Below are 22,768 nucleotides of genomic sequence, written 5' to 3' on the forward strand. Positions count from 1 at the left end.
TTGCCGAGATAATTTTATAGGAGCATGGTGTAACTTTAAAAAAGGATGTGGTTTCATGAAACAGAAACTTTCTTTCTCTGCTTTGGCGGTCGCGCTTTCTTGTGCCGTTCCGTCGTTCGCTGGCCCCGGCCTTGCCGATGGCGCAGCCAAGTTCATTGGTAACATTACCCAGAGTAATAGTGTCGGCTCAGACTTTACTGCGCTCTGGAACCAGGCTACGGCCGAAAACGGCTGTAAGTGGGGTTCCGTCGAAGGTACTCGTGGCCGTTACAACTGGGGTGCCTGCGATGCTGCCTATAACTGGGCAAAGCAGAACGGGGGTCACTTCAAGTTCCACGCTTTGGTGTGGGGCTCCCAGTATCCGAACTGGCTCAATGGCCTTAGCACAGACGAAACGAAGAAGGCGATTACCGCCTGGTTCGATGCGGTCAAGGAACATTACCCCGATCTCGAAATGATCGACGTGGTGAACGAAGCTATCCGCACGGGCAACAACAGCTATCATTCTCCTTATGGCAAGAACAACAATATCATTCCGGCACTCGGTGGCGATAACGGTGGCAATTACCAGTTCGTAACGACGGCCTTCAAGATGGCCCGTGAACGTTGGCCGAAGGCTATCCTCATTTATAACGACTACAACACCGTCCAGTGGAACAAGGACCAGGGTATTCAGCTTATCCAGACCATCAAGAAAAACGGTGCTCCGGTCGACGCATACGGCTTGCAGGCCCACGACATGATGAGCCAGGGCGGTGGCCAGGGCGGTACCGGTGGCGGCGGCGTCTGCTTGAACATCAATACGCTCAAGAGCATTACCAAGGAAATCTGGGACAAGACCCAGACCCCGATGTTCATCAGCGAATACGACATTGCGACTACCGATGATAATATCCAGAAGCAGTGCTACTCCGAACAGATTTCTCACTTCATGGAAAACGAACACATTGCCGGCATTACCATTTGGGGCTACATTTATGGTCGCACGTGGCTCGACTGTAACGGCACTGCGAGTGGCTGCTCCGGCATTGTCAAGAATGGCCAGGACCGCGCCGCTTTGAAGTGGATGAGGGAGTACCTCAAGAGCAACAAGGGCGTGAACACGACTGGCCTCAAGACGGGTGTGCTCACTCCGGTCGAACCTGTGCCGCGCAAGTTGTTCAAGGGCTCTGCATTCGACATCCCGGGCAAAATCGAAGCCGAAGACTTTGATATTTCCGGTGTCGGCGAAACCAATGGCGTGAGTAACGTTTCTTACAGCGAAAGCGATATCGAAAATCACGGCGACGTGACGGATTACCGCAAGGACACGACGGGTGTTGACCTCTACAAGAAGGCGACCGGCATCATCGTGGGCTACAACAGCGAAGGCGATTGGCTTGAATACACCGTGAACGTAAAAGAAGCGGGCGACTACACCATGTTCGCAGCCGTGGCTGCCGCAGGTTCGACTTCCAGCTTCCAGCTTTCTCTCGACGGCAAGGAACTCACCAACGTGATTACTGTTCCTGCAGCAAAGTCCGGCGAAGAAAACTACGACGACTACAACAAGGTCAAGGCTAACGTGTCCCTCACGGCCGGCACGCATATCCTCCGCATGACGGTGACTGGCTCCTGGTTCGACATCGACTACTTCACCTTCGTGAAGGGTAAAGATGCTACCGACCCCGAACCGATTGAAATCGAAGATGATCCGATGTTTGTCCAGCCGAGCATCCAGATCGGTGAAAACGGCCTGCAGGACTACTTCGTGTTCGACGTGCATGGCGTGAACTTGGGCGTGCTTTCGGCCTACGGTTTCGAAGGCGCTGCCGAAATTCTCCAGAACACGGGCGACATCAAGGCTTCCGGTATCTACTACCTGCGTAACCGCTGGACCGGAAAAATGCAGTCTGTGAGAATTTCTAGGTAAATTTCAAAACTCAATACACCAAACAACGGGTCCCGGGGCGAATGCTCCGGGACTTGTTTCCTTTTGTTTACGCCTTTATGGACATATTGTCCATGACAATCCCCTTTTTCCGTGAAAAAACGCCCTTTTTAGGGAATATATTAATAATGGTTTTTGGGATGAAAAACCATCAAAAGGATGTGTGGATATGAAAAAGATAATCTCTACAGCAACGAAGGTTGCTGCGGTCGCTCTCGCAGCATCAACTTTCTCTTTTGCCGGTCCGGGCTTGGCTGATGGTGCAGCCAAATTCGTCGGTAACATTACCACTAACGGCCAGGTCCGTAGCGACTTTACGCAGTTGTGGAACCAGATCACAGCAGAAAACGAATGTAAGTGGGCATCCATCGAAGGTACCCGCGGTCGTTACAACTGGTCTGGTTGCGACGCTGCCTATAACTGGGCAAAGAACAACGGTGGCCACTTCAAGTTCCACGCTCTGGTGTGGGGCTCCCAGTACCCCAACTGGTTGAATGGCCTTAGCGCTGCCGATACCAAGACCGCCATCACGAACTGGATGGATGCCGTCAAGCAGCATTACCCCGAACTCGAAATGATTGACGTGGTGAACGAAGCCATTAAGTCGGGCGGCAGCTACCACTCTGGCTACGGCAAGAACAACAATATCATCGCGGCTCTCGGTGGCGACAACGGTAACTACGAATTCGTGGTGACCGCATTCAAGATGGCCCGTGAACGTTGGCCGAATGCAATCCTCATCTATAACGACTACAATACCGTTCAGTGGCAGAAGAACGAAGGTATCGACCTTATCCAGAAGCTTAAGAAAGCTGGCGCTCCGGTGGACGCCTATGGCTTGCAGGCTCACGATATGCAGGTTTCCGGCGGTCAGGCTGGTGGCCAGGGCGGTGGCGGTTCCTGCTTGAACATCAATACGCTCAAGAGCGCGATTGAAGAAATCTGGAACAAGACCCAGATGCCGATGTTCATCTCTGAATACGATATCGCTTCTAACGACGATAACGACCAGAAGAACTGCTACTCTCAGCAGATCTCCTACTTCATGGAAAATGAACACATTGCCGGTATCACCCTCTGGGGTTACATCTACGGTTCTACTTGGACCTCTGGCGGTAACTCCGGTATTATCAGGAACGGCCAGGACCGTCCGGCCATGACTTGGTTGAAGGATTACCTCTCCAAGAACAAGGGCGTGAACACGACGGGCCTTCCTACGGGCGAAATCACTCCGGTTGAACCTGAACCGCAGACTCCGTTCAAGGGCGAAGCTCTCGCTGTCCCGGGCAAGATTGAAGTCGAAGACTTCGACGTTCCGGGTAAGGGCAAGAACGAAGACGGCACGAGCAACGCTTCTTATGCCGACGATGGCGAAAACCACGGTGATTCCGACTACCGCAAGGATACCGGTGCCGACCTTTACAAGAAGGCTACTGGCGTTGCTCTCGGCTACAACAATACCGGCGACTGGTACGAATACACCATCAACGTTGCCGAAGCGGGCGAATACACCGCGGTTGCTTCTGTCGCTACCGAAGGCACGGGCGCATTCACGCTCTCCCTCGACGGCAAGGCTCTCGCCGACTTCGAAGTCACGGGAACCAGCTACGACGAATTCACTGACGTGAGCAAGAAGGTGACTCTCCCGGCCGGCAAGCATATCCTCCGCATGGAAGTGACGCAGGAATACTTCGACATCGACTACATCAATTTCGTGAAGGGTGATGCCGGTGATCCGCAGTTCATGCAGCAGAATGTCAAGTTCGACAACAACAGCCGTCAGGACTACCACGTGTTTGACCAGAACGGTGTCCACATGGGCGTGCTCACTGCCTACGGATTCGATGCCGCCAAGGAAATCCTCCAGACCTCTAGCGCTGTGAAGAGCTCCGGCATCTACTACCTGCGCTGCCGTACCACTGGCCAGATGCAGTCTGTAAGAGTGACGAGATAATTAGAGTACTCAATACACCAAACAACGGGCCCCGAAGCGATCGCTCCGGGGCTTGTTGTTTATGAGCCCGCTCGCGCCCAATCATATAAGAACGTCCCCCGAGCGCTCGCTCTCGCCACCGCCCCAGCTTAACGCTTGGGGCTTTATGGCTCACGTAAGCCCGCTCGCGCCCAATCATATAAGTACGTCCCCGAGCGCTTGCTCTCGCGAACACGACTCGTTAATACGAGTCGCTTTTCGCTCACGGAGCCCGCCCGCTTAGATTTCCAAATCGGCGGAATAGACTGTTTCGACGGAGCCGTCGTCGCATTTAAAGAGTAGGCTGCCGTCATCTAGCATGTCGAGAATACGGCCGGTCTTTTGGGTGGCGCCTTCGCCGCTATTACGGTTTTGGTCGGTGCAGCGGTTGTTCACGATGATTGTTCCGCGAGCGCCTATGAATTGGTCCATACGTTTCCACGCGGCGACCCACGGGCGAATGCCGAAGGCACGGAATTGTCCGACGGCCCGCTCCAGGTTCGCAATCAACATTTGCAACAACTTTTCTCGGTTGATGCTTTGACCGCAGATGTCCTTCAGCGTCGTGACGGCGCGTCCCAGGTGTGCGTAGTCCAGCGGACTGCTATTCACGTTGATTCCCACACCCATGCTAATCGCCGGATGAACTTGACCACTCACGTCATGCCGAACTTGGCCACTCACGTCATGCCGAACTTGTTTCGGCATCAGCTTTTTCACGTAAACAACCTCAGCCAAAATTCCGCAGAACTTGTGCTTGCCGCACAGAATGTCGTTCGGCCACTTGACGGAGACCTTACCGAGACTCCTGTTGCCGAGGCCTTGTGCGTTAGCGTCGTCTTGAAGGCTCCTGAATACTTCGGCAAAAGTAAGGGCTGCTACTTGCGTAATTTGCGGTGCCGATGCAAGTGGAATCCCTTCAAGAGGAATCAAAATGTTGAAGTAAAGGTTCTGCCCGGCAGGGGAGTCCCAGGTGCGCTCGTGGCGGCCGCGGCCCGCCGTTTGCCTGTCGGCGACAATCAATGCACCAGGAACGATATCGCCTGCTGCCGCACGCGATTTCATTAAGCTGTGAGTGCTTTCGATACTGTCAAAGAGAAATGCGGGTGAGCCGCCGAAACCGCAAAGTTGCCAATCGGCAAAATTTTGTTCGTTTGAAAACATTCTTGCTATTTCTAAGCTCTAAGTTCTGCCGACTGCCAACTGATTCTACTGGTCTTTCTGCTGGTCTTCAAGCATCTTGAGGGCTTCTTCGGGGAAGATTGCAAAGTACTGCTTCTTCTTGTCTTCGAAGAGTTGCAACAGACGTTCCTGTTCGAACTGTTCGCGGTCGATATTCTGCATAAAGAATTCGTCGCGAGCGAAGTCGCGGGTGGTCATCTGCTTCTTGATGTCTTCGGAAAGGTCAACCTCGTCCCACAGAATATAGTATGAACCAACCATGCCATCGGCGAAAATGTCAACGTTCAAGGTGACGGCGTTGCTCTTGGTGGAATCCACCAGCTGCACCTTGGTGTCGCGCTTTTCGGGACGGAACACTTCTACGTCGTTTACGGGCTTGTCCAAGTTGTCTTGGGCCCAGACTCCGGTGGCAAGACTACAAAGCAAACACACGGCTAAAAGGCTTGCCGTGTTCATTAAACGAAGAGTCTTGTACACTACTTTATTGAACATACCTATAATATACAATGTAAAAATAAAAAAAGAAAGGTATGTGCAAAAAAGCGTGATAAAAATGCTTAAACTACGCCGTATTCTTTCCATTTTCCGCCGCGCCAGCGGATATAGTTGACAATGGAGCGGTAGAATTCGTCGGCGGCCATGCCGAGCCAGATGCCGACCAGACCGAGTTCTAGGCCGAAGGCGAGCAGAAGGGCGGTGCCCAGGCCGCAGGTCCACATCATGGCAGAACCCACGATGGCGGGGAACTTGGAGTCGCCTGAGGCGCGGAGTGCCGAGGTGATGACCATGTTGGCCGCCTTGAAGGGCTGCAGAATCACGTCGCACCAAAGGCAAAGCCTGCCTAGGCGAATCACTTCGGGGTCGCTGGTGTAGAACGACAGCAACTGGGTCCCGAAAATGGCGACGACAATGGCTACGATAAGTCCACTCGCGCTACCGGCGATAAGACTCTGGTGGAGTCTGCGGTTGGCCTTGTCGAAGTCGTGGGCGCCGACAAGGTGGGCGACCAGAATCTGATTGCCGCTACTCAGGCCCACACTCAAGATTACGGCCAGCATAGCAAAGTTGGCACTGAAGATGCGGGCGGTCATGGCGATAATGCCCAAATGCACCACAATGGCGGTCAACACCACCTGGAAAATCTGGAAACTCACCGGTTCGACGGCGGCGGGGAACCCGATGCGGATCCAGTCCGGCAAAATGACGCGGGAACGTTTAAGATCGGTACGGCGAATCTTGTGGTGAACCTTGACGCGTAAGATAACGAACAGAATGCTTGCCGCAATGAGCCACGAAAGCATGGTGGCAAGTGCCACGCCCTTCACGCCCATCTGTGGAAAACCGAGGTATCCGTTCAAGAAGATGACGTTCATGATGGCGTTCGATATAATCGTGATGATGTTGCCGAACAGGTTCCAGACGGTAAGTCCGTGAGTGGCAATTAGAGAGGTGAGGCTAGATTGCAGGGCGCGGAATGCGAAGCCGAAAGAGACAACGTGCAAGAAGTCGCGGGCGTGCAGGGCGGCCTCGCCGGAAAGCCCCATCCAGCTCACAATCTGGTTGTTCAGGGGGATAATGACCAGTGTGATGGCGATACCGAGCAAGAGGCTACCCAACAACACCATAGTCTGGGTGGTGCCTGCTTGTTTGGGGCGTTCTGCTCCGATGAATTGGGAGGCGATGCTCGCCCCTGCCTGGGCGAAGGCGTTAATAGCCATGAATAGTGCGCCCAGGACGGGCATTAATGCCCCCACGCCCGCAGCCGCTGTTTCGGAGGTGCGCGACAAAAACCAGCTGTCCATCATGGGCTGGCAGGTCGCGATACCGAAGGTAATGAACAACGGCCACGAAAGGCTTAATAAGGAGCGGTCTTTGACTTGCACTTGCATACGACGCCAATTTTAGAAATGCTCAAATCTAAAGGCTAGGGCTAAAAGAATATTTTTTGTATACAGCGGTGAGCGGAAGAAAGCCCCTATTTTAGTAAGGCCATTTGCGAGAATGGGCTGAAATTTCTAAATTTACGCCCGAAAAATAAAAGGGACACATTATGCCTACTATGACTTCTGCGCAGGTGCGCGAATCTTTCATCAAGTTCTTCGAATCCAAGGGCCACCTCTTTGTGCGTTCTTCGCCGGTGGTTCCGCATGACGACCCGACGCTCATGTTCACGAACGCGGGCATGAACCAGTTCAAGGCGATTTTCCTGGGCGATAATCCGAAGGGCTGGAAACGCGTATGCAACAGCCAGAAGTGCCTCCGCGTGTCCGGTAAGCACAACGACCTCGACGTGGTGGGCCGCGACAACTACCACCACACCTTCTTCGAAATGCTCGGCAACTGGAGCTTCGGCGACTACTACAAGAAAGAAGCTATCGCCTGGGCCTGGGAACTTTTGACCGAAGTGTGGAAGCTCCCGAAGGAACGCCTGTTTGCAACGGTCTATCAGGACGATGACGAAGCCTGGCAGATTTGGAAGGACGTGTCCGGCCTCCCGGATGACCGCATCATGCGCTTTGACGCTCACTCCAACTTCTGGGAAATGGGCGACACCGGTCCGTGCGGCCCCTGCTCCGAAATCCACTACGACCGCGGCGACCTCGCTACGCAGGCCGAAACGTTCAAGGACCCGATCAAGGGCGTGAACGGCGAAAACGACCGCTACATTGAAATTTGGAATAACGTGTTCATGCAGTATGAACGCGTGAGCGATGGCTCCCTGATTCCGCTGAAGGCGAAGAACGTCGATACCGGTATGGGCTTCGAACGTATCTGCGCTATTTTGCAGGGCAAGACCAGCAACTACGACACCGACGTGTTCACCCCGATTATCGCAAAGATTGCTGAACTTAGTGGCGTTCCGTATAACGATGGCGAAGCCGGTACTCCGCACCGCGTGATTGCCGACCACATCCGCGCAATCTCCTTCGCTATTGCCGATGGCGCTCTCCCGAGCAACGAAGGCCGTGGCTACGTGCTCCGCCGCATTTTGCGCCGTGCTAGCCGCTTTGCCCGCCTGCTCGGCCAGAAGAAGCCGTTCATTTGCCAGCTCGTGCAGGTGCTCGCCGATACCATGGGCGATGCCTTCCCGGAAATCCGCGAGCGCAAGGAATTCGTCGCCTCTGTGATCAAGAGCGAAGAAGAAAGCTTTATCCGCACGCTGGACGCCGGTCTCGAACGCTTCGCCGGCATCGTGGCTGAACTCGGCGACGCAAAGACCGTGCCGGGCGACAAGGTGTTCCTGCTTTACGATACCTACGGATTCCCGCCGGACCTCACCGGCATTCTTGCCGAAGAAAAGGGCCTGACCATTGACGAAGAAGGCTATAACAAGTGCATGGAAGAACAGAAGGCCCGCGCCCGTGCCAACATGAAGCAGGGCATCAACACCATGGGTACCGAAGGCTGGACGCAGTACAGCGAAGAAAGCACCAAGTTCGTGGGCTACGAACTTTCCGCTTGCGAAACGAAGGTCGTCCGCTGGCGTGAAGACAAGGGCGTTTTGAGCATCGTGCTCGAAACTTCTCCGTTCTACGCTGAAATGGGTGGCCAGGTCGGCGACAAGGGAACGCTCGTTTCTGCTGACCTCGAAATTGACGTGTTCGACACCGTGAAGGTGAACGACACCGCTCTCTGCCGCGGTAAGGTGAAGAAGGGTACGGCAAACGAAACGACGATGGGCGCTGTGTTCATGGCGACCGTCGATAACGACCGCCGTAACGACATCCGCAAGAACCACTCCGCCACCCACTTGCTGCAGGCGGCGCTCCGCCAGGTGCTCGGCACTCATGTGCAGCAGCAGGGTAGCTTTGTCTCGAACGAACTCCTCCGCTTCGACTTCAGCCACTTCAACGCGATGACCGCCGAGGAAATCCAGAAGGTGGAAGACATCGTGAACGCGAAGGTCATGGAATGCCTGCCGGTCAACACCCAGGTGATGGGGGTTGATGAAGCGAAGGCAAGCGGTGCCATGGCACTGTTCGGCGAAAAGTACGGCGACGAAGTCCGTGTGGTGAAGATGGGCTGCGCAAACGAAGAATTCTCCAAGGAACTCTGCGGTGGCTTGCACGTGCAGAACACCGGCAACATCGGCCTCGTGAAGATTATCAGCGAATCCAGCGTGTCCGCTGGCGTGCGCCGTATCGAAGCCGTCTCTGGCCGAGGCGCGCTCTCGCTGCTCCGCGCCGGTACGCAGATTCTCACGGCCCTCCGCGAACAGCTCCGCTGCAAGGATGCCGAAGTTCTCGACCGCATTCAGCAGAGCTTCGCCAAGACGCAGAACTTGGAAAAGAGCCTGCAGTCCGTGAAGCTGGAACTTGCGACCCTCGCCGCTGCCGAACTCTTGAACGGCGGCATTAACGTGATGGGCGTGAACCTCTACGTTCGCGAACTTTCTATCCCCGATGAGAAGTACAAGGACTTGCTGGACGGCGTTCAGAACAAGCTCGACACCGATAGCGTCGCCGTGATTGCGAACAAGGGCGAAGGCAACGGAAGCATCGCCGTGATGGTAGGCAAGAACGTTCAGGCCAAGGGCATCAAGGCCGGAGACCTCGTCAAGGACCTTGCCGCTGCTTGCGGTGGCCGCGGCGGTGGACGCCCGGACCGCGCCCAGGCCGGTACCAAGGAAGTCGACAAGATTGCCGGTGCCATCGCCAACGCCAACAACTGGATCAGAGCTAAACTGACCGCTTAGCCCTAAGTTCAGAAATGAACTTGTGATTGGGCTTCGCTCTCGCCACCACGACTTGTTAATACAAGTCGTTTGTGGCTCACGAAGCTGGGTGCGTAATTAACGCGCAGCATCACCATTTCAAAAGGCGTTCCTCGTGTTAGTGCGGGGAGCCTTTTTTGATAAACTCCTTTCGCTGTTAATGCACTGGAGGGTTTAGTCTTTTTTTCTAGATTGTCTCCTTAGCATTCATTTTGTTAGGAGATGCGATGATTGTCGATTTTTTGAACACGGTTGACAGTGTTCTTTATTACCCGATTCTGATTATTGTTCTTGCTGCGGCGGGAATCTATTTTAGCATTCGCACGCGGTTCGTGCAGATTCGACTTTTCGTGGAGGCGGTTCGCACGCTGGTCGAAAAGCCGCACGAAGCGGGTGGCGTGTCTTCGCTGCAGGCACTTTTGGTGTCGACGGCATCGCGCGTAGGCACGGGCAACATTATCGGTGTTTCGACGGCAATTTGCCTCGGTGGCGCCGGTGCCACTTTCTGGATGTGGGTGCTTGCTATTATCGGAGCATCGTCGGCGTTTGTCGAAAGTACGCTTGCGCAGGTGTACAAGCATCGCGACCGTCGTACGAATGGCTGCTACGGTGGCCCTGCGTATTATATTGAAAGTGCGCTGCATAGCCGCTGGCTGGGCATCGTGTTTGCGGTGTTCCTGATTTCTACTTACGCGTTCGGCTTCAATCTGCTTTGCTCTTACAACCTGCAGTCGACTTTCGAAACATACAGTTTCTACAACCCGTCGGTCACGCCATGGATTATCGGCATAATCCTTGCGGTGTTGGTGGGTTTCTGCCTGTTCGGCGGTGGCAAGCGCATCGTAAAGACGACGGGAATCCTTGTCCCGGTCATGGGGCTTTTCTATGTGATTCTTGCGGCCATCATGCTGATTGCACATTTTAACTTGATTCCCTCTGTGATTGTTGCGATTATGCAGGATGCGTTTGATTTTCAGGCGATTGGCGGTGGCATCGCAGGCTCTTGTCTGATGTATGGAATCAAGCGCGGCCTTTATTCTAACGAGGCGGGCGTCGGTTCTGCCCCGAATGCGGCTGCCGCGGCTCACGTTTCGCACCCGGTAAAGCAAGGCCTTGCGCAAATGCTATCGGTGTATATCGATACGCTTTTCCTTTGTACGGCCACAGCCCTGATGTGCCTTGTTTCCGGCGTGCCGGGGAATGCCGACAATGCGGGTGCCATGTACGTGCAGCAGGCGGTCTCGACAACGTTTGGCGCGATGGGTCCGGTATTTATCACGGTGGCGATGACGCTGTTTGCCTTCACGACCCTTTTAGGTAACCTCTACTACGTGCATAACGCGATTGCCTACATCAACAAGAAGAAAATGCCCGGCAAGAAGGCTATGATGGTGATTCATATATTGTGCAGCCTGGTGGTGCTCTTTGGCGCGGTGACTCCGATGGATGCCTGTTGGGCTCTCGCCGACATTACCATGGGCGGCATGGCGCTCACCAACTTGCCCGCGTGCGTTATTCTGGGCGGGGTTGCCATCAAGGCGCTTCGCGATTACGAATTCCAGCGCAAGCAAGGTCGCAATCCGGCTTTTATTGCAAGGCATATCGGCTTAGATGCCGAAAAACTCGATTACTGGCACCACAAGGAAAGGGACGAAAGGGAATAACCGAATTCCAAATCATGATATTAAAAAGGCTGCGATTCGTTTCGTAGCCTTTTGATATTCGTTGTAATTGTGGAGTGCCGTGCGTTTTACTTTATCGCAATTTTCTGAGTGAGGCTCTTGGAACCGTCGCGCACGCGAACCACGTACATGCCTTCGGCAACCTTCAAGTCGACAGAACCCTTCACGTTCTTTGCGCTAAATACCGGGCGGCCTTGCATGTCGAACACGTCGACCTTGGCGGCGGTGGCGCCTGCAATAAATAGCATGCGGTCAGAGAGGTGCATCGAAAGGCTGCTCATGCCGGCGATAGTCTTGATCGCGATGGTAGAATCGTTCGATGTCGTATCAGTCTTGGTTGTATCCGTTTTAGTCGTGTCCGTTTTCGTGGTGTCTTGCTTTGTCGTATCCTGCGGCGGTTCATACGTCTGGAGTCTCACCATAATGCTGTCGAAAGCCGGTTTCGGTTGCAGGTTATCGTCGTAGATAAGGCCCTTTTGCCTGTTTAGGCCGCCAAGCCAGCTCCATTTATCAGACACTCCCCAGATGAGGTAAGTGTCTGCATTCGGTTCTTCAAGAATGATGTCCAGGTACTGGCGGAAGGTCTGCCCCTGGCGTTCAAGGTCGCTCTTGCTGACATTGATACCGCTCTTGAATCCGATATCGAGCTCGGTGATTTTCAGCTTGACGTTGAGCTTTGCAAGTTCCTTGGCAAGCGAGCGAAGACTGTCCGGCGAACCGATAAAGTGCTTGTCGGTGGTGGTGTCTTCTACGTGGGTCTGCGAACCCACGCAATGGATAGGAATGCCGTTTGCGACCCAGCGCTTCACCTGTTCCAGCAAGAAGCCTGCCTTGGCCTTCGGGTTAATGCCCTGTTCCAGGTTGTAGTCGTTGTAGCAGAGTTCCGCATCCGGGTCGGCGGCATGCGCCCATACGAAGGCGGAGTCAATGAACTCGGGGCCGATTCCCTGGTACCACACGGAATAGGAACGCCATTGGGGTTCGTTGTTGCTGATGGCCTCGTTCACCACGTCCCATTCGTCCACCTGGCCTTTCCAGTGCCCGACCACGTTGTTGATGTGGTTCTTGAGCACGCTGAGAAGTTTCTTTTTGTCGTTCTTGTAGTTGTTCACCCAGTTCGGAACCTGGCTGTGCCAGGCGAGGGCGTGGCCGCGGACGCGCATGCCGTTCTGCTTTGCGTACCTGACCATCTTGTCGCCGTTGTTGTAGTTGAACCTATTCTCGCTAGGTTCGGTTGCGTCGAACTTCATCTCGTTTTCGGCAACGACGATGTTGAACTGCGTCTTGTGAACTTGTTCGTAGTTTCCGGGGAGGCCGCCGCCAAACCACTGCGAATTCAGAATGGCGCCGATATAGATGTTGTTTTTGTCTGCCAGTGACCTGAGTGTTTCATCTGCGGCGACGGCGCTTGTGAGGCCTGCACCGAGAAGGGTCGCGCACAATGCGAAACCCGCAATGGGATGATTGCTCATCATTACTTCTCCTTATTTTATCGCCCCACACGATCACTCGTGTATAAAATAATCAAAAATGACTGCAAAAGATGTAAATATACCGAAACCAAAAGTTCCGTTTTTTTAGGGCGAAAATGAAAACGTCAGCGTAACGAGAGTCCCGGAATTTGCTTTTCAAGTTCTGCCGCCTGCACGGCGATTTTCTTTTTGAGTTGCTGCGTGGCGGGGGAGCTCTCGTCTTGAATACGGTGGTTTGCCATTTTCATGAACTTTTCCACTTTCGCCATGATCTCGCGGGTGGTGCTGTCGCAGTAGGTCTCTGTCATCTGTTCAAAGATGTATTCCTCGGCGGTTTTGGACAAATGGATCATGTCGTCGGCGTAAAAACGGTAGTCCCGCAGTTCGTCCATCACGATTTCGTAGCTTGGGAAATATGTAACTGCGTCATTGCGAGGAGCCGAAGGCGACGCGGCAATCTCTGCAATTGCTTTTTCTATGCCGAGCAGTACCGTTGCCTTGGAAAGATTGTTGCCGTGTGCGCCGTCGCCCTTGTGTCTGATGGGCGATACCGTGAACACAATGCGGGGCTCGTGACTGTTGGTGTTTTCTGTGGTCGCGGTGATCCTGCGCAGATTCTCAACGATTTCACGGATGGCTTCGGTTGCTTCGTCGACCGAAATCATTCGGCGCGTGAACAGATTCGGGTCTTGCCTGTGACAATTCGATACGGGCTTACCGCTGTCCTTTAAATAGTAGACGAACGCGGTGCCGAGCGTAATAAAGACGGCATCTGCCTTTTGCAAAAAATCCCGTGCCTGCGTTGTCGCTGCGTTCAACTTGCCGATACATTCTTCTTTCGTCGCGCCCGAAAGCGAGCTGTGCGCATCCCAGCAGTGCCAAAGCCCGTCGCATCGCGTGTCCTGAAAAACATCGTCTTCTCCGAAAACTTTCCCGTCGGTGATTGCCTTGATTTGACTCTCCAAGGAAACCGGATTGTAAACGGTGCCGAACGGATTTGCAAGAACATTGAACTTGCGCGCGGTAAATTGCGCCGAAATGTTGTCTGCAAAACATGAACCGAAAAATGCCAAGCGGCTGTTGTAATTGATTTTGAGATCAGTGACGGGAAGGTCTACTTTCGAGAAAAAGTTCATACAGCAAATTTAAATAGAAAAAAGGCAACAAGGGTTGAAAATGCCAAATGGTGTTTCTGATAGAAGATGCACAATATTGTTTTTGTATGCTTATTTATTGTGGAAAAACTTCAATTTTTACATCAAAATTTCAAAAATGCTTAAAATTTTGAAAAATAATGAAAAATTTATTGTAAAAACTATTGCTTTTTTAAAATTCATTGATTATATTTAGAATGTACTTAGCTTGGGCCGAGTTTTCGGGGGGCTAAGAGGAGGACAAATGAAAGATATACTTGAATATACGAGCTACCGCCAGTATATCGCGGACTATTACGCCGACAAAAAGGCGAAATCTGCATTTACCTGGCCTGAGTTCGCGTCTGCGGCGGGATTTTCTTCGCCGGTCTACCTTAAATACGTCAGTGAGGGGCGCTTCAACTTGAGTGAAGCGGCTGTCGAGCGCGTTGGTGCTGCGATGCACTTGTCCGGTGGCGACTTGGACTTTTTCCGCGAACTGGTTCGCTTCGATCATGCGAAGTCGGACAAGGCGAAAAAGGAATCGTTCCAGAAGCTGGTGGCGATGGCGGAAAGCCGCAAGGTGAAAGTTGTCGAGGCCGATGCGTACCGCTATTTTGATAGCTGGAGAAATCCGGTGCTCCGCGAACTTGCTCCGTCTATGCCGGGGGCAAAGCCGCTGGCACTTGCAAAGGCGTGTCGCCCTAAAATTACCGCTGCCGAAGTCAGCGATTCGCTGAATTTTCTGATTAAGGCGAATATGCTCCAGAAAGATGAAAACGGCAATTACGTTCAGACGAACAGGTCCATCACGGCGGGGCCCATGGAAGTGACGCCTGCGGTGATTCGCGGCCTGCACCGCCAAATGGGCGAACTCGCGCTCGATACAATCGAGGGCGTGCCGCAAAACGAAAGGCATTTTTCAGGCGTGACCTTGGGCATTACGCAAGGCGCCTACGACGAAATCGTCGCTGAAATCAATGCGTTCCGCAAGCGCATTATTGAAATTGCTACGAGGGAAACCGAAACGGATGAGGTGTACCGCCTGAACATCCAGTTTTTCCCCATGACAAACAAGAGTTCTAAAAAGGGTTAGGAGGATATCATGAATTACTCAAAAATGGCTATGCAGTTTGTCTGCAAAATGGCGATGCCGCTCGCCTTGGTGTTCGCGGCCTGCTCCACTGACGAAGGGAATGCCATTTCAAAGGTGGAAACGACTCCGGGGACGCAGATGGGAGGCTCTTCAGAAGAGCCGAATGTTATCGCGTACGAAAATATCTCTTTGAGAGGGCGTGCTTATTATGCTCCGGCTGCAATCGACACCAAACCGTCTTCGGAAAATATAGACGCCTCTTTCTCGCAGGATGTCTTTTGGGCGGGGGGAATGGTAACGCTGAAAGAGTTGGATTCTACAACGTTGGAATGGGTCGACGGAGCGTCTTATACGGTGAAGGTTGACGGTGCTGTAGAAGATTCTGTGACCGGAGAGATGCGTCCGAGTAATGATGGTGTCATCCGGTTTGATAGCGTCTCGCTGAATAGTCCGATTGTCATGCTGATTGCATCTTCTGGATCGGTTTCGTTGAAAGCGATTGTTGATTTGCGTGATTCGGATTCTTTTGTTATTGATGCGTTTACTCATTTGAAGGCTTATCGCCTTCAGAAACTGGTTGCTTCCGGGATGTCTTTTGCGTCGGCGAAGATACAGGTAGAAACTGAAACGGCGAACATGTTTGGCTTTTGCGGACAGAATGCACTTGAAGTTGCTGATGTCCGTAGCATGCTGAATGAATTTCCGTTTGATTTGTTGCAATCGATGAAAAACGAACTCGGTGAAACGGGTTCAATTGCGGGACTCTCTGAAAGTACAAAAGGATTTATGCGTTCCTATGCGTTGCGTTCGTATTTTATGAAGGTATTGCTGTTTCCGGAATCGCAGTTTGAAAGACTCGACGATGCTGCAGTCTTGTTCTATCAAGAAGGTATGAAAAAGAGACAGTATTTGCTTCGTATGCTTGCTAGTGTGTATGGGTATGACTGCACGTCGGCAAATGAAGGTGCACTTGTCGATATTAATAAGAATGAAATTCTCTTGAAATGCCATGAAGGAGCTTGGGAACTTGTTGATGGTCGCGTAGCTCAGTTGGATGTTTCTTCGACTTTGGGAACCATGGTTGATTCAAGAGACGGAAAAACGTACAAGACGGTCACTCTGGAATTTGACGGTGTTTCGCAGACTTGGATGGCAGAAAATCTGAACTATGTTACTGAAAAATCGAGTTGCTTTAGAGATGCTTCGTCGTATTGCTCGGTGTATGGGCGCTTGTATTCAATTTTCCCGCTGGATTCGATTTACAATAAATATGCGTCAGAAGAGGACTGCATTGCGGATCGCATGAATGTTTGGCTGACAGAATATCGTGCAGTTGCAGACTCGTTGGATGAGGTTGGTCCGTTGAGTGAAAGTGATTCCTTGCGTTTTATAGATGACGCTCATAGACTTTGTAAGGAACTTCATGAAAATCCGGAAAACCCTGACAATGTGAATTGGAGTAAGGTGATTGACTCGCTGGACGTGCTGAACTATGATGTGTGTCCTGAGGGCTGGCGGATGCCTTCGTATGAGGATTGGGAAGCTTTGCTGACGCATGTCGATTATGATTTGCTGCATTCCGCCAATGGGAATCCTGTGGGTTTTGGACTTGAAACTTTAGGGATGGTTCGTGGCGGTGAAGGCAGGTATAGAATGACGCTAAGTGCTGGAGCTAGCTATCTGTTTACGCCGAGGCCCACGCCTGAAGAATTCCTGCAACCTGGGATGCCGTATGTAGGGGATGCGATAGGAATGATTTATACGTTGGAGCATCAATTCGATGATGGCTTTTTGAAAACGGCGTATACGTATGCAATGTGGAGTAGAGGCTTTGTCCGCTGCATCAAAGACGAATAGTGAATTTGGGGGTTAGGCCTGTTCGGAGGACCGGTTAGGAGGATTCGGTTGGGGGAGAACAGGCCGAGAACGAGAAGGAGGGCCTCTAGCCCTCCTTCTTTATTTTTTTTATGGCATGGAAGGAAAAATATTGTATCTTTATGGTATCTTGCGGAATAGACGCAAGAAAAGGAATTGTATGAAACCTGGGAAGACTGAACTCCGTCTGAATGCTGAAATCGAAAAACGTGGTGCGCTTTTTGCCGTGCTGCTGGACCCCGATACATCGGACGAAGCCGCCTTTGTGAAGGCGGGCGCTATGGCCGCCGAAAACGGTGCCGACCTCTTGCTGGTGGGCGGTTCTTACCTGGGTAATTTTACGCTGCCGAAGCAGGTGGCAGCCCTTAAGGCCAATGTGGATTTGCCCGTGGTGCTGTTCCCGGGTGGAGCCTCTCAGGTGGTGCCTGGCTTTGACGCGATGCTCTTTATGACGCTTGTGAGCGGCCGTAATCCGAATTACCTGATTGATGAACAGGTTCGCGGTGGCGCCCTGGTGCGTGCGCTTAACATGGAAGCAATTCCGACGGCATACCAGCTGATTAACAGCGGCAAGCGCACGACGGTGGAATACATCAGCGGTACCATGCCGGTGCCTGCAAACAAGCCCAAGCTCAGCATGGTGAACTCCATTGCAGCCGAACTCATGGGCATGCGTTACGTGTACCTTGAAGCCGGTAGCGGCGCCGAAGAACCCGTGCCGGTGGAACACATCGCCTACACTCGCAAGGCGACCGAGATGACCATTATTACTGGCGGTGGAATCAAGGACCCGCAGACTGCAGCAGTTCGCGTGGCTGCCGGCGCGAACATCATCGTGACCGGCACGCTTTGGGAAAAGGTGGAAGATCCGGCCCTCCTCAAGGAATTTGCTTCGGCGATTCACATTAAGGGATAAAAAGCTTCGCTCTTTTTTAAATGTCATGCCGGCCCCCGAGCCGGCATCTCCTTTTTTATAGGCTTTTTTGCGGTTCGGCTTTTCCTTTATCCAAATATTTGTGTATTTTTCTGTACAAAGAGATGCACCGAAAGGTGCGGTTTTGAGGTATCTATGAAGAAACTCGTAATTGTGACTTATGTGCTCCGTGCGCTGGGTTTTGTGTTAGTGCTTTTGATGCTTTTCGGACACAGCATTGTCCTGAATATCTTCCCCGGTCTCGAGGGCCAATCGATCAATCCGATATTCTATACGGGCGTGGCATGCTACGCCGTGGGTGCGATTATCCATTTCTTTATCAAGAAGCAAGAAAGGGAGGAACGCCGCAAGAGAGAAATCGCTGAAGCCTCGGAACGTGCCTTTGGTAAAAAGTCCGACGATTCGGACAAGTGATTGGGTTGTTTATGATTAAGATTGAACATTTGCATAAGACGTACCGCAGCGGTTTCTTGATGAAGCCGAAGCTTGCGCTTAAGGATGTGAGTTTTAGCGTAGAACCGGGACAGGTGTATGGCTTTATCGGGCCGAACGGCGCGGGCAAGTCCACGACTATCAAGGTGCTGACGGGTCTTTTGAATTTTGATTCGGGCAAGGTGCTGGTGAACGGGATTTCTCCGCGCAATGTGAAGAGCCGCCAGTTTATCGGTTATTCGCCGGAACAGCCGTACTTTTACGACTACCTTACGGGTCGCGAACTGCTGAAGTTCTACGGCAAGCTGGTGGGCTTGACCGGTGCCGAACTGGACAAGCGTATCGACTGGTCGCTCGACTTGCTGCATGCAAACAAGGATTGGATCGACCGCCGCCTGCGTTCATATTCCAAGGGCATGATGCAGCGCGTGGGCATTGCCCAGGCGATTCTTGGCAAGCCGAAGCTGTTGATTCTCGACGAACCCATGAGTGGTCTTGACCCGATGGGCCGCCGCGACGTGCGTGAAGCCATTATGGAACTCAACCGCACGGGCGTCACGATTTTCTACTCGAGCCATTTGCTTTCCGATGTGGAATCTATCAGCCACAAGGTCGCGATGATTGTCGATGGCAAGATCGTGCGCGAAGGAACCGTTGACGAGATTACGGAATCTTGCGGCGTGGAATACCACGTGCGTACCCGCGAGGCGATTCCGCAGGCTGAACTGCCCGAAGGCGTTAGCCCCGCTGGCCACCCGCAGGAATGCGTTTGCGCCGACGATGCCGCCCGCGACCGCCTGCTGCGTTACTGCCTGGAAAAAGGAATTGCTGTCGAGCGCATGGACCACAAGCGCCCGAGTCTCGAAGATATTTTGACGGAGGAAATTGCCCGTGCAGACGCTTAAGCATATCGGCATCATTGCCCTCAATACGTTCCGCGAATCCATTCGCGACAAGATTCTCTATAACATCGGCTTTTTGGCGATTGCGCTCACCTTGTTCAGCATTGTGCTTGGCGAATGGTCGGTGTTCGACCGCGCTTACGTGATCAAGTCCACGACGCTTTCGGTGATGAGCCTCTCGGGCCTGTTGATTTCGATTTTCGTGGGCATTAGCCTGGTGCAAAAAGAAATCCAGCGCCGTACGGTGCTTACGCTGCTCTCGAAGCCGATTAGTCGCGCCTCGTTTATTGTGGGCAAGTACTTTGGCTTGCTTGCGGTGGTGGCGGTTCACTTGATGCTTTTGACGGCCATCTACTACGTGATGCTGTTCCTCACGGGTTCTGCTCCGACGCTTAGCCTGCTTACGGCAATCTACTTGATTTTCTGCGAGATGGCGATTGTCATTGCGGTGGCGCTTTTGTTCAGCAGCTTTAGCAGCACGGTGCTCAGTGCGCTGTTTACGCTGGGTGTGTACTTTGCGGGCCACTTGAGTGACCAGCTTTTGGAACAGGTGCGCTTTGCGACCCGTATGGGCGAACTGAATGGAACGTCGAGCATGCTGTTCCAGAAGGCTGCCGAAGTCATTCACGCGATTTTCCCGGGGCTTTACCGCTACAACGTGACGACTTACGTGGTGCATGGCGTGGCGCTCCCCGATATGTACGTATTCTGGAATAGCATTTATGCGCTAGGCTACATCGGCGTATTCCTTGCGATTGCAAGCTGGTGGTTTAGCCGGAGGGACTTCCTATGAGAAACCAGTACATGGCAAAAGTCCTTGTGCATAACAAGGTCGTTACCGAGGCGCAGGTCAAGGCGCATTGGGGTGAAATTACCGATAAGAAAGACATTGGCCAGGTGCTCGTGGATGCAGGAATCCTTCCGCCTCCGATGTACATCAAGGTACTTGCCTTTGTCAAGAATTTAGAGGCCAAGGCCGCCGCCGAAGGCGGTACTGCTCCGGCGAATACGTCGGGCGCGACGGCTACATCGGCTCCTGCCGCTAATGCTGCCGCAGCGACACCGAAACCCTCTGCCGCGCGCTTTGAAGCGCCTCCGGCATCGTCACCGTCTGTTGCGCCTGCTGCACCGCAGCCCGCGCAGTCCGAAGGCTTGCAGATCGAAGGCAACAGTAGCCTGTATGGCGAAGTCTCGACCTCCAACGTGGAAGTCGAAGCGGTCGCGGGCTTGGAATCGACTAGCATCAGCACGGTGCAAGTGCAGGCCGAGGCCGAAGAAGAAACTTCGGGCGAGGATTCCGAAAAGCTGCCGAGCCGCTTTGCGATTTTGACAGGTGAGGGCGCTCCGGTAGAAGCTCCTGAAAAGATTCGCCCGATGACGAACCTGTCGCAGATTATCGCGTTTGCCCGCAAGTTTGGAGCAACCGATATTTACTTGTATGCAGACCGCCCGGTGGTCATGCGCCAGTCGGGCACACTCTTTGTGGCTTCGGACGAGGCTCTGGATTTGTCTCGCATTAACGAGCGCCTGGACGAGGCGTCCAAGGGTTTTTCGGACGGCTATAAGATTGTGGTTGGCAAGAACTTTAGCAAGACGATTGGCCTTGCTGGCGTTGGCCGCGCCCGTATGACGGTCACGTGGAATGGCACGAATCCTAGCGTTTCGATTCGTGTGATTCCCCAAGAATCGACTACGCTCGAAAACTTGTATCTGCCTACGTTCTGCAATCAGTTTGTGGAACTCAATAGCGGTCTTGTGCTTGTGGCAGGACCTGCAGCGAGCGGCCGTTCTACGACGATTTCGACCTTTGCCGAAACCATTGCCGCTAACCGCGACGTTTACATTCAGACGATCGAAAAACCGATTGAACGCGTGCTCCAGAATCCGCGCGGCGCCATTGCCCAGCGCGAAGTTGGCTTGCATGTGCGTTCGGGTATCGAAGGCGTGGAATTTGCCATGCAGAGTGGCGCCGACGTAATTCTGTTCGACTACCTTGAAAACATGGAAGAACTTTCGATGTTGCTGCGTGCTTCGAACGCGGGCGCCTTGGTGTTCGCAGTGACGACGGGCAACAATATTCACGCTTTGCTTTCTCGCTTGCTTTCGTCGGTGCCGGCAGGAGACCGCACGGCGTTTGCAAACTCGCTGGCGGAACAGCTCAAGGGAATCATTGTGCAGCACTTGATTCCGATTGTGCAGAATCAGGGCCAGGTGCTTGCTGTCGAAGCCGCCAAGATGAATTCGACGATGGCGAACATGCTTCGCCGCGGAGAAATCTCGCAGCTGTCCGCTTCGATCAGCAGCCAGAAAGATCAGGGCATTTCGCTTGACGATTCCTTGCAGAAGTGCGTGGAATCGGGCTACATTGAAGGTACCGAGGCGTGGAAACGCGCCTGCGACAGTCGCCGTTTCGCCGCTTACAGGGTTCAGAACTAAGAGGATATTATGGCTACAGAAATTGAATCTTTGCTGGAGTATACGCTGAATGTGGGCGCCTCTGAACTGGTGATTACCGAAGGCGCTGCCTCTGCGGTGCGCTTGGCGGGGAAGGTTTGTGCCATTCCCGATGCTCCTGCTGTCGAAACGGGCTCGCTTCGTAACTTCTTGTATTCCATGGAAGGCGAATCGGGCACGATTATGGGTGGCCCCTGGTGCGGCTCTAGGTGGCGTGTGCGCTACAACCGTACGGCTTTGGGTAGCTCCGCAATTTTCCGCCCGGTGCTCGATGAATGCCCGGACTTTACGGCGCTTGGCGTGCCGGAATCCATGATGAATTTGCTTGGAATCCGCTCGGGCTTGGTGGTCTTTAGTGGCCCTGCCTGCAGCGGAAAAACGACGACGGGTACGGCTTACGTGTCTGCACTTTGCCAGTCGGGTATTTTGCGCGTGAGCTTGCTGGACAAGGATGCTGAAATGCCTGTCAAGCGCGGCGAAAGCTTGATTCTCGAAAATACGACGGGAACCATTCCCGAAAAAATGGAGCAGGCGCTCCGCAGCGGAATCGACCTGATTTGGCTTGGCAATTTTGAAGGTCTGTCGCTGATTCCGGTGTTGCGTGCTGCCGAAGCGGGTGCTCTTGTGGTGCTTACGGTAACTGCCGGTAATGCGGTAGGTGCTCTTGACGCGTTGCTTTCGTCTGAGACTCTCGAAAATCGCGACATGGCCTCCAATATGCTTGCCTCTGTTTTGAAAGCGGTGGTGGTGCAGCGCTTGCTGCCGGGCGCTCAGGGGATTGTTCCCGCTTGGGAAATCTTGTACGGCACGCAAAATGTGGCGTCCAAGATTCGTAGTGGCGAACATTATACGTTGCCCTCGATTATTGCAGCCTCCGCTTCCGAAGGCATGATGCTTATGGATGACTGCTTGGCAGAACTTGTAAAGGCGGGTTATGTATCTCAAGAAGATGCAATTCGCGCGGTTTCGAATCCGGCTCGCTTAGGGTAA

Annotated in this window: 17 protein-coding genes; 12 read left to right on the forward strand and 5 right to left on the reverse strand. The window is 53.1% G+C overall.

Going from position 1 to position 22,768, the window contains the following annotated elements:
* The first annotated feature begins 55 nt into the window (after positions 1-55).
* Together B9Y58_RS10615 and B9Y58_RS10620 are read left to right on the forward strand one after the other, a co-directional pair.
* Positions 56-1,912, forward strand: coding sequence for an endo-1,4-beta-xylanase (locus B9Y58_RS10615; RefSeq protein WP_073056421.1), 1,857 nt, complete (start codon positions 56-58; stop codon positions 1,910-1,912).
* A 187-nt stretch (positions 1,913-2,099) separates the two neighbouring features.
* Positions 2,100-3,884, forward strand: coding sequence for an endo-1,4-beta-xylanase (locus B9Y58_RS10620; RefSeq protein ID WP_073056420.1), 1,785 nt, complete (start codon positions 2,100-2,102; stop codon positions 3,882-3,884).
* A gap of 258 nt (positions 3,885-4,142) precedes the next feature.
* Here B9Y58_RS10620 and B9Y58_RS10625 read toward each other — a convergent pair whose 3' ends face one another.
* The 3 genes from B9Y58_RS10625 to B9Y58_RS10635 form a co-directional block, all read right to left on the reverse strand.
* Complete coding sequence (locus tag B9Y58_RS10625) at positions 4,143-5,066, reverse strand: biotin--[acetyl-CoA-carboxylase] ligase (RefSeq protein ID WP_073056418.1); 924 nt, start codon at positions 5,064-5,066, stop codon at positions 4,143-4,145.
* A 45-nt stretch (positions 5,067-5,111) separates the two neighbouring features.
* On the reverse strand, positions 5,112-5,576 hold the full coding sequence (locus B9Y58_RS10630; protein WP_233247936.1) for a hypothetical protein: 465 nt from the start codon (positions 5,574-5,576) through the stop codon (positions 5,112-5,114).
* A gap of 65 nt (positions 5,577-5,641) precedes the next feature.
* Positions 5,642-6,973, reverse strand: a complete 1,332-nt coding sequence (locus tag B9Y58_RS10635) for an MATE family efflux transporter (protein ID WP_073056416.1) — start codon at positions 6,971-6,973, stop codon at positions 5,642-5,644.
* Positions 6,974-7,134: 161 nt separating this feature from the next.
* Between B9Y58_RS10635 and alaS the strand changes: the two genes are divergently transcribed.
* The gene (alaS, locus tag B9Y58_RS10640) at positions 7,135-9,780 is read left to right on the forward strand and encodes an alanine--tRNA ligase (RefSeq protein ID WP_083532310.1); all 2,646 of its coding nucleotides are present in this window, start codon (positions 7,135-7,137) and stop codon (positions 9,778-9,780) included.
* Positions 9,781-10,025: 245 nt separating this feature from the next.
* The gene (locus B9Y58_RS10645) at positions 10,026-11,462 is read left to right on the forward strand and encodes an alanine/glycine:cation symporter family protein (RefSeq protein WP_073056414.1); all 1,437 of its coding nucleotides are present in this window, start codon (positions 10,026-10,028) and stop codon (positions 11,460-11,462) included.
* Positions 11,463-11,548: 86 nt separating this feature from the next.
* On the opposite strand, the gene B9Y58_RS10650 is transcribed toward B9Y58_RS10645, so the two are convergent.
* Together B9Y58_RS10650 and B9Y58_RS10655 are read right to left on the reverse strand one after the other, a co-directional pair.
* Positions 11,549-12,955, reverse strand: coding sequence for an endo-1,4-beta-xylanase (locus B9Y58_RS10650; RefSeq protein ID WP_233247937.1), 1,407 nt, complete (start codon positions 12,953-12,955; stop codon positions 11,549-11,551).
* Between the two features lie 122 nt (positions 12,956-13,077).
* A complete protein-coding gene (locus B9Y58_RS10655) occupies positions 13,078-14,088 on the reverse strand; it encodes a GSCFA domain-containing protein (RefSeq protein WP_073056413.1) in 1,011 nt (336 codons plus the stop codon).
* A 262-nt stretch (positions 14,089-14,350) separates the two neighbouring features.
* Here B9Y58_RS10655 and B9Y58_RS10660 point away from each other — a divergent pair, with 262 nt between their 5' ends.
* The 8 genes from B9Y58_RS10660 (at position 14,351) to B9Y58_RS10695 (ending at position 22,768) form a co-directional block, all read left to right on the forward strand.
* Entirely contained in the window at positions 14,351-15,181 is an 831-nt protein-coding gene (locus tag B9Y58_RS10660) for a TIGR02147 family protein (protein WP_073056411.1), read from the forward strand.
* Between the two features lie 9 nt (positions 15,182-15,190).
* Positions 15,191-17,038, forward strand: coding sequence for an FISUMP domain-containing protein (locus B9Y58_RS10665; RefSeq protein ID WP_083532309.1), 1,848 nt, complete (start codon positions 15,191-15,193; stop codon positions 17,036-17,038).
* Between the two features lie 178 nt (positions 17,039-17,216).
* Positions 17,217-17,972 (forward strand): phosphoglycerol geranylgeranyltransferase, encoded by a 756-nt coding sequence (locus B9Y58_RS10670; protein WP_073056408.1) that lies wholly within the window; start codon positions 17,217-17,219, stop codon positions 17,970-17,972.
* Positions 17,973-18,125: 153 nt separating this feature from the next.
* Complete coding sequence (locus B9Y58_RS10675; RefSeq protein ID WP_073056406.1) at positions 18,126-18,404, forward strand: hypothetical protein; 279 nt, start codon at positions 18,126-18,128, stop codon at positions 18,402-18,404.
* An 11-nt stretch (positions 18,405-18,415) separates the two neighbouring features.
* Positions 18,416-19,327 carry an ABC transporter ATP-binding protein gene (locus B9Y58_RS10680; RefSeq protein ID WP_073056404.1) on the forward strand — a complete coding sequence of 304 codons (912 nt, stop codon included), beginning with the start codon at positions 18,416-18,418 and terminating at the stop codon, positions 19,325-19,327.
* Positions 19,314-20,117: an ABC transporter permease gene (locus B9Y58_RS10685; RefSeq protein ID WP_073056471.1), complete on the forward strand. Its 804-nt coding sequence runs from the start codon at positions 19,314-19,316 to the stop codon at positions 20,115-20,117. The genes B9Y58_RS10680 and B9Y58_RS10685 overlap by 14 nt, the downstream gene beginning before the upstream one ends.
* The gene (locus B9Y58_RS10690; protein WP_073056403.1) at positions 20,114-21,760 is read left to right on the forward strand and encodes a type IV pilus twitching motility protein PilT; all 1,647 of its coding nucleotides are present in this window, start codon (positions 20,114-20,116) and stop codon (positions 21,758-21,760) included. The genes B9Y58_RS10685 and B9Y58_RS10690 overlap by 4 nt, the downstream gene beginning before the upstream one ends.
* A 9-nt stretch (positions 21,761-21,769) precedes the next feature.
* On the forward strand, positions 21,770-22,768 hold the full coding sequence (locus tag B9Y58_RS10695; protein ID WP_073056402.1) for an ATPase, T2SS/T4P/T4SS family: 999 nt from the start codon (positions 21,770-21,772) through the stop codon (positions 22,766-22,768).

The organism is Fibrobacter sp. UWB15 (assembly GCF_900177705.1).
Classification (GTDB): domain Bacteria; phylum Fibrobacterota; class Fibrobacteria; order Fibrobacterales; family Fibrobacteraceae; genus Fibrobacter.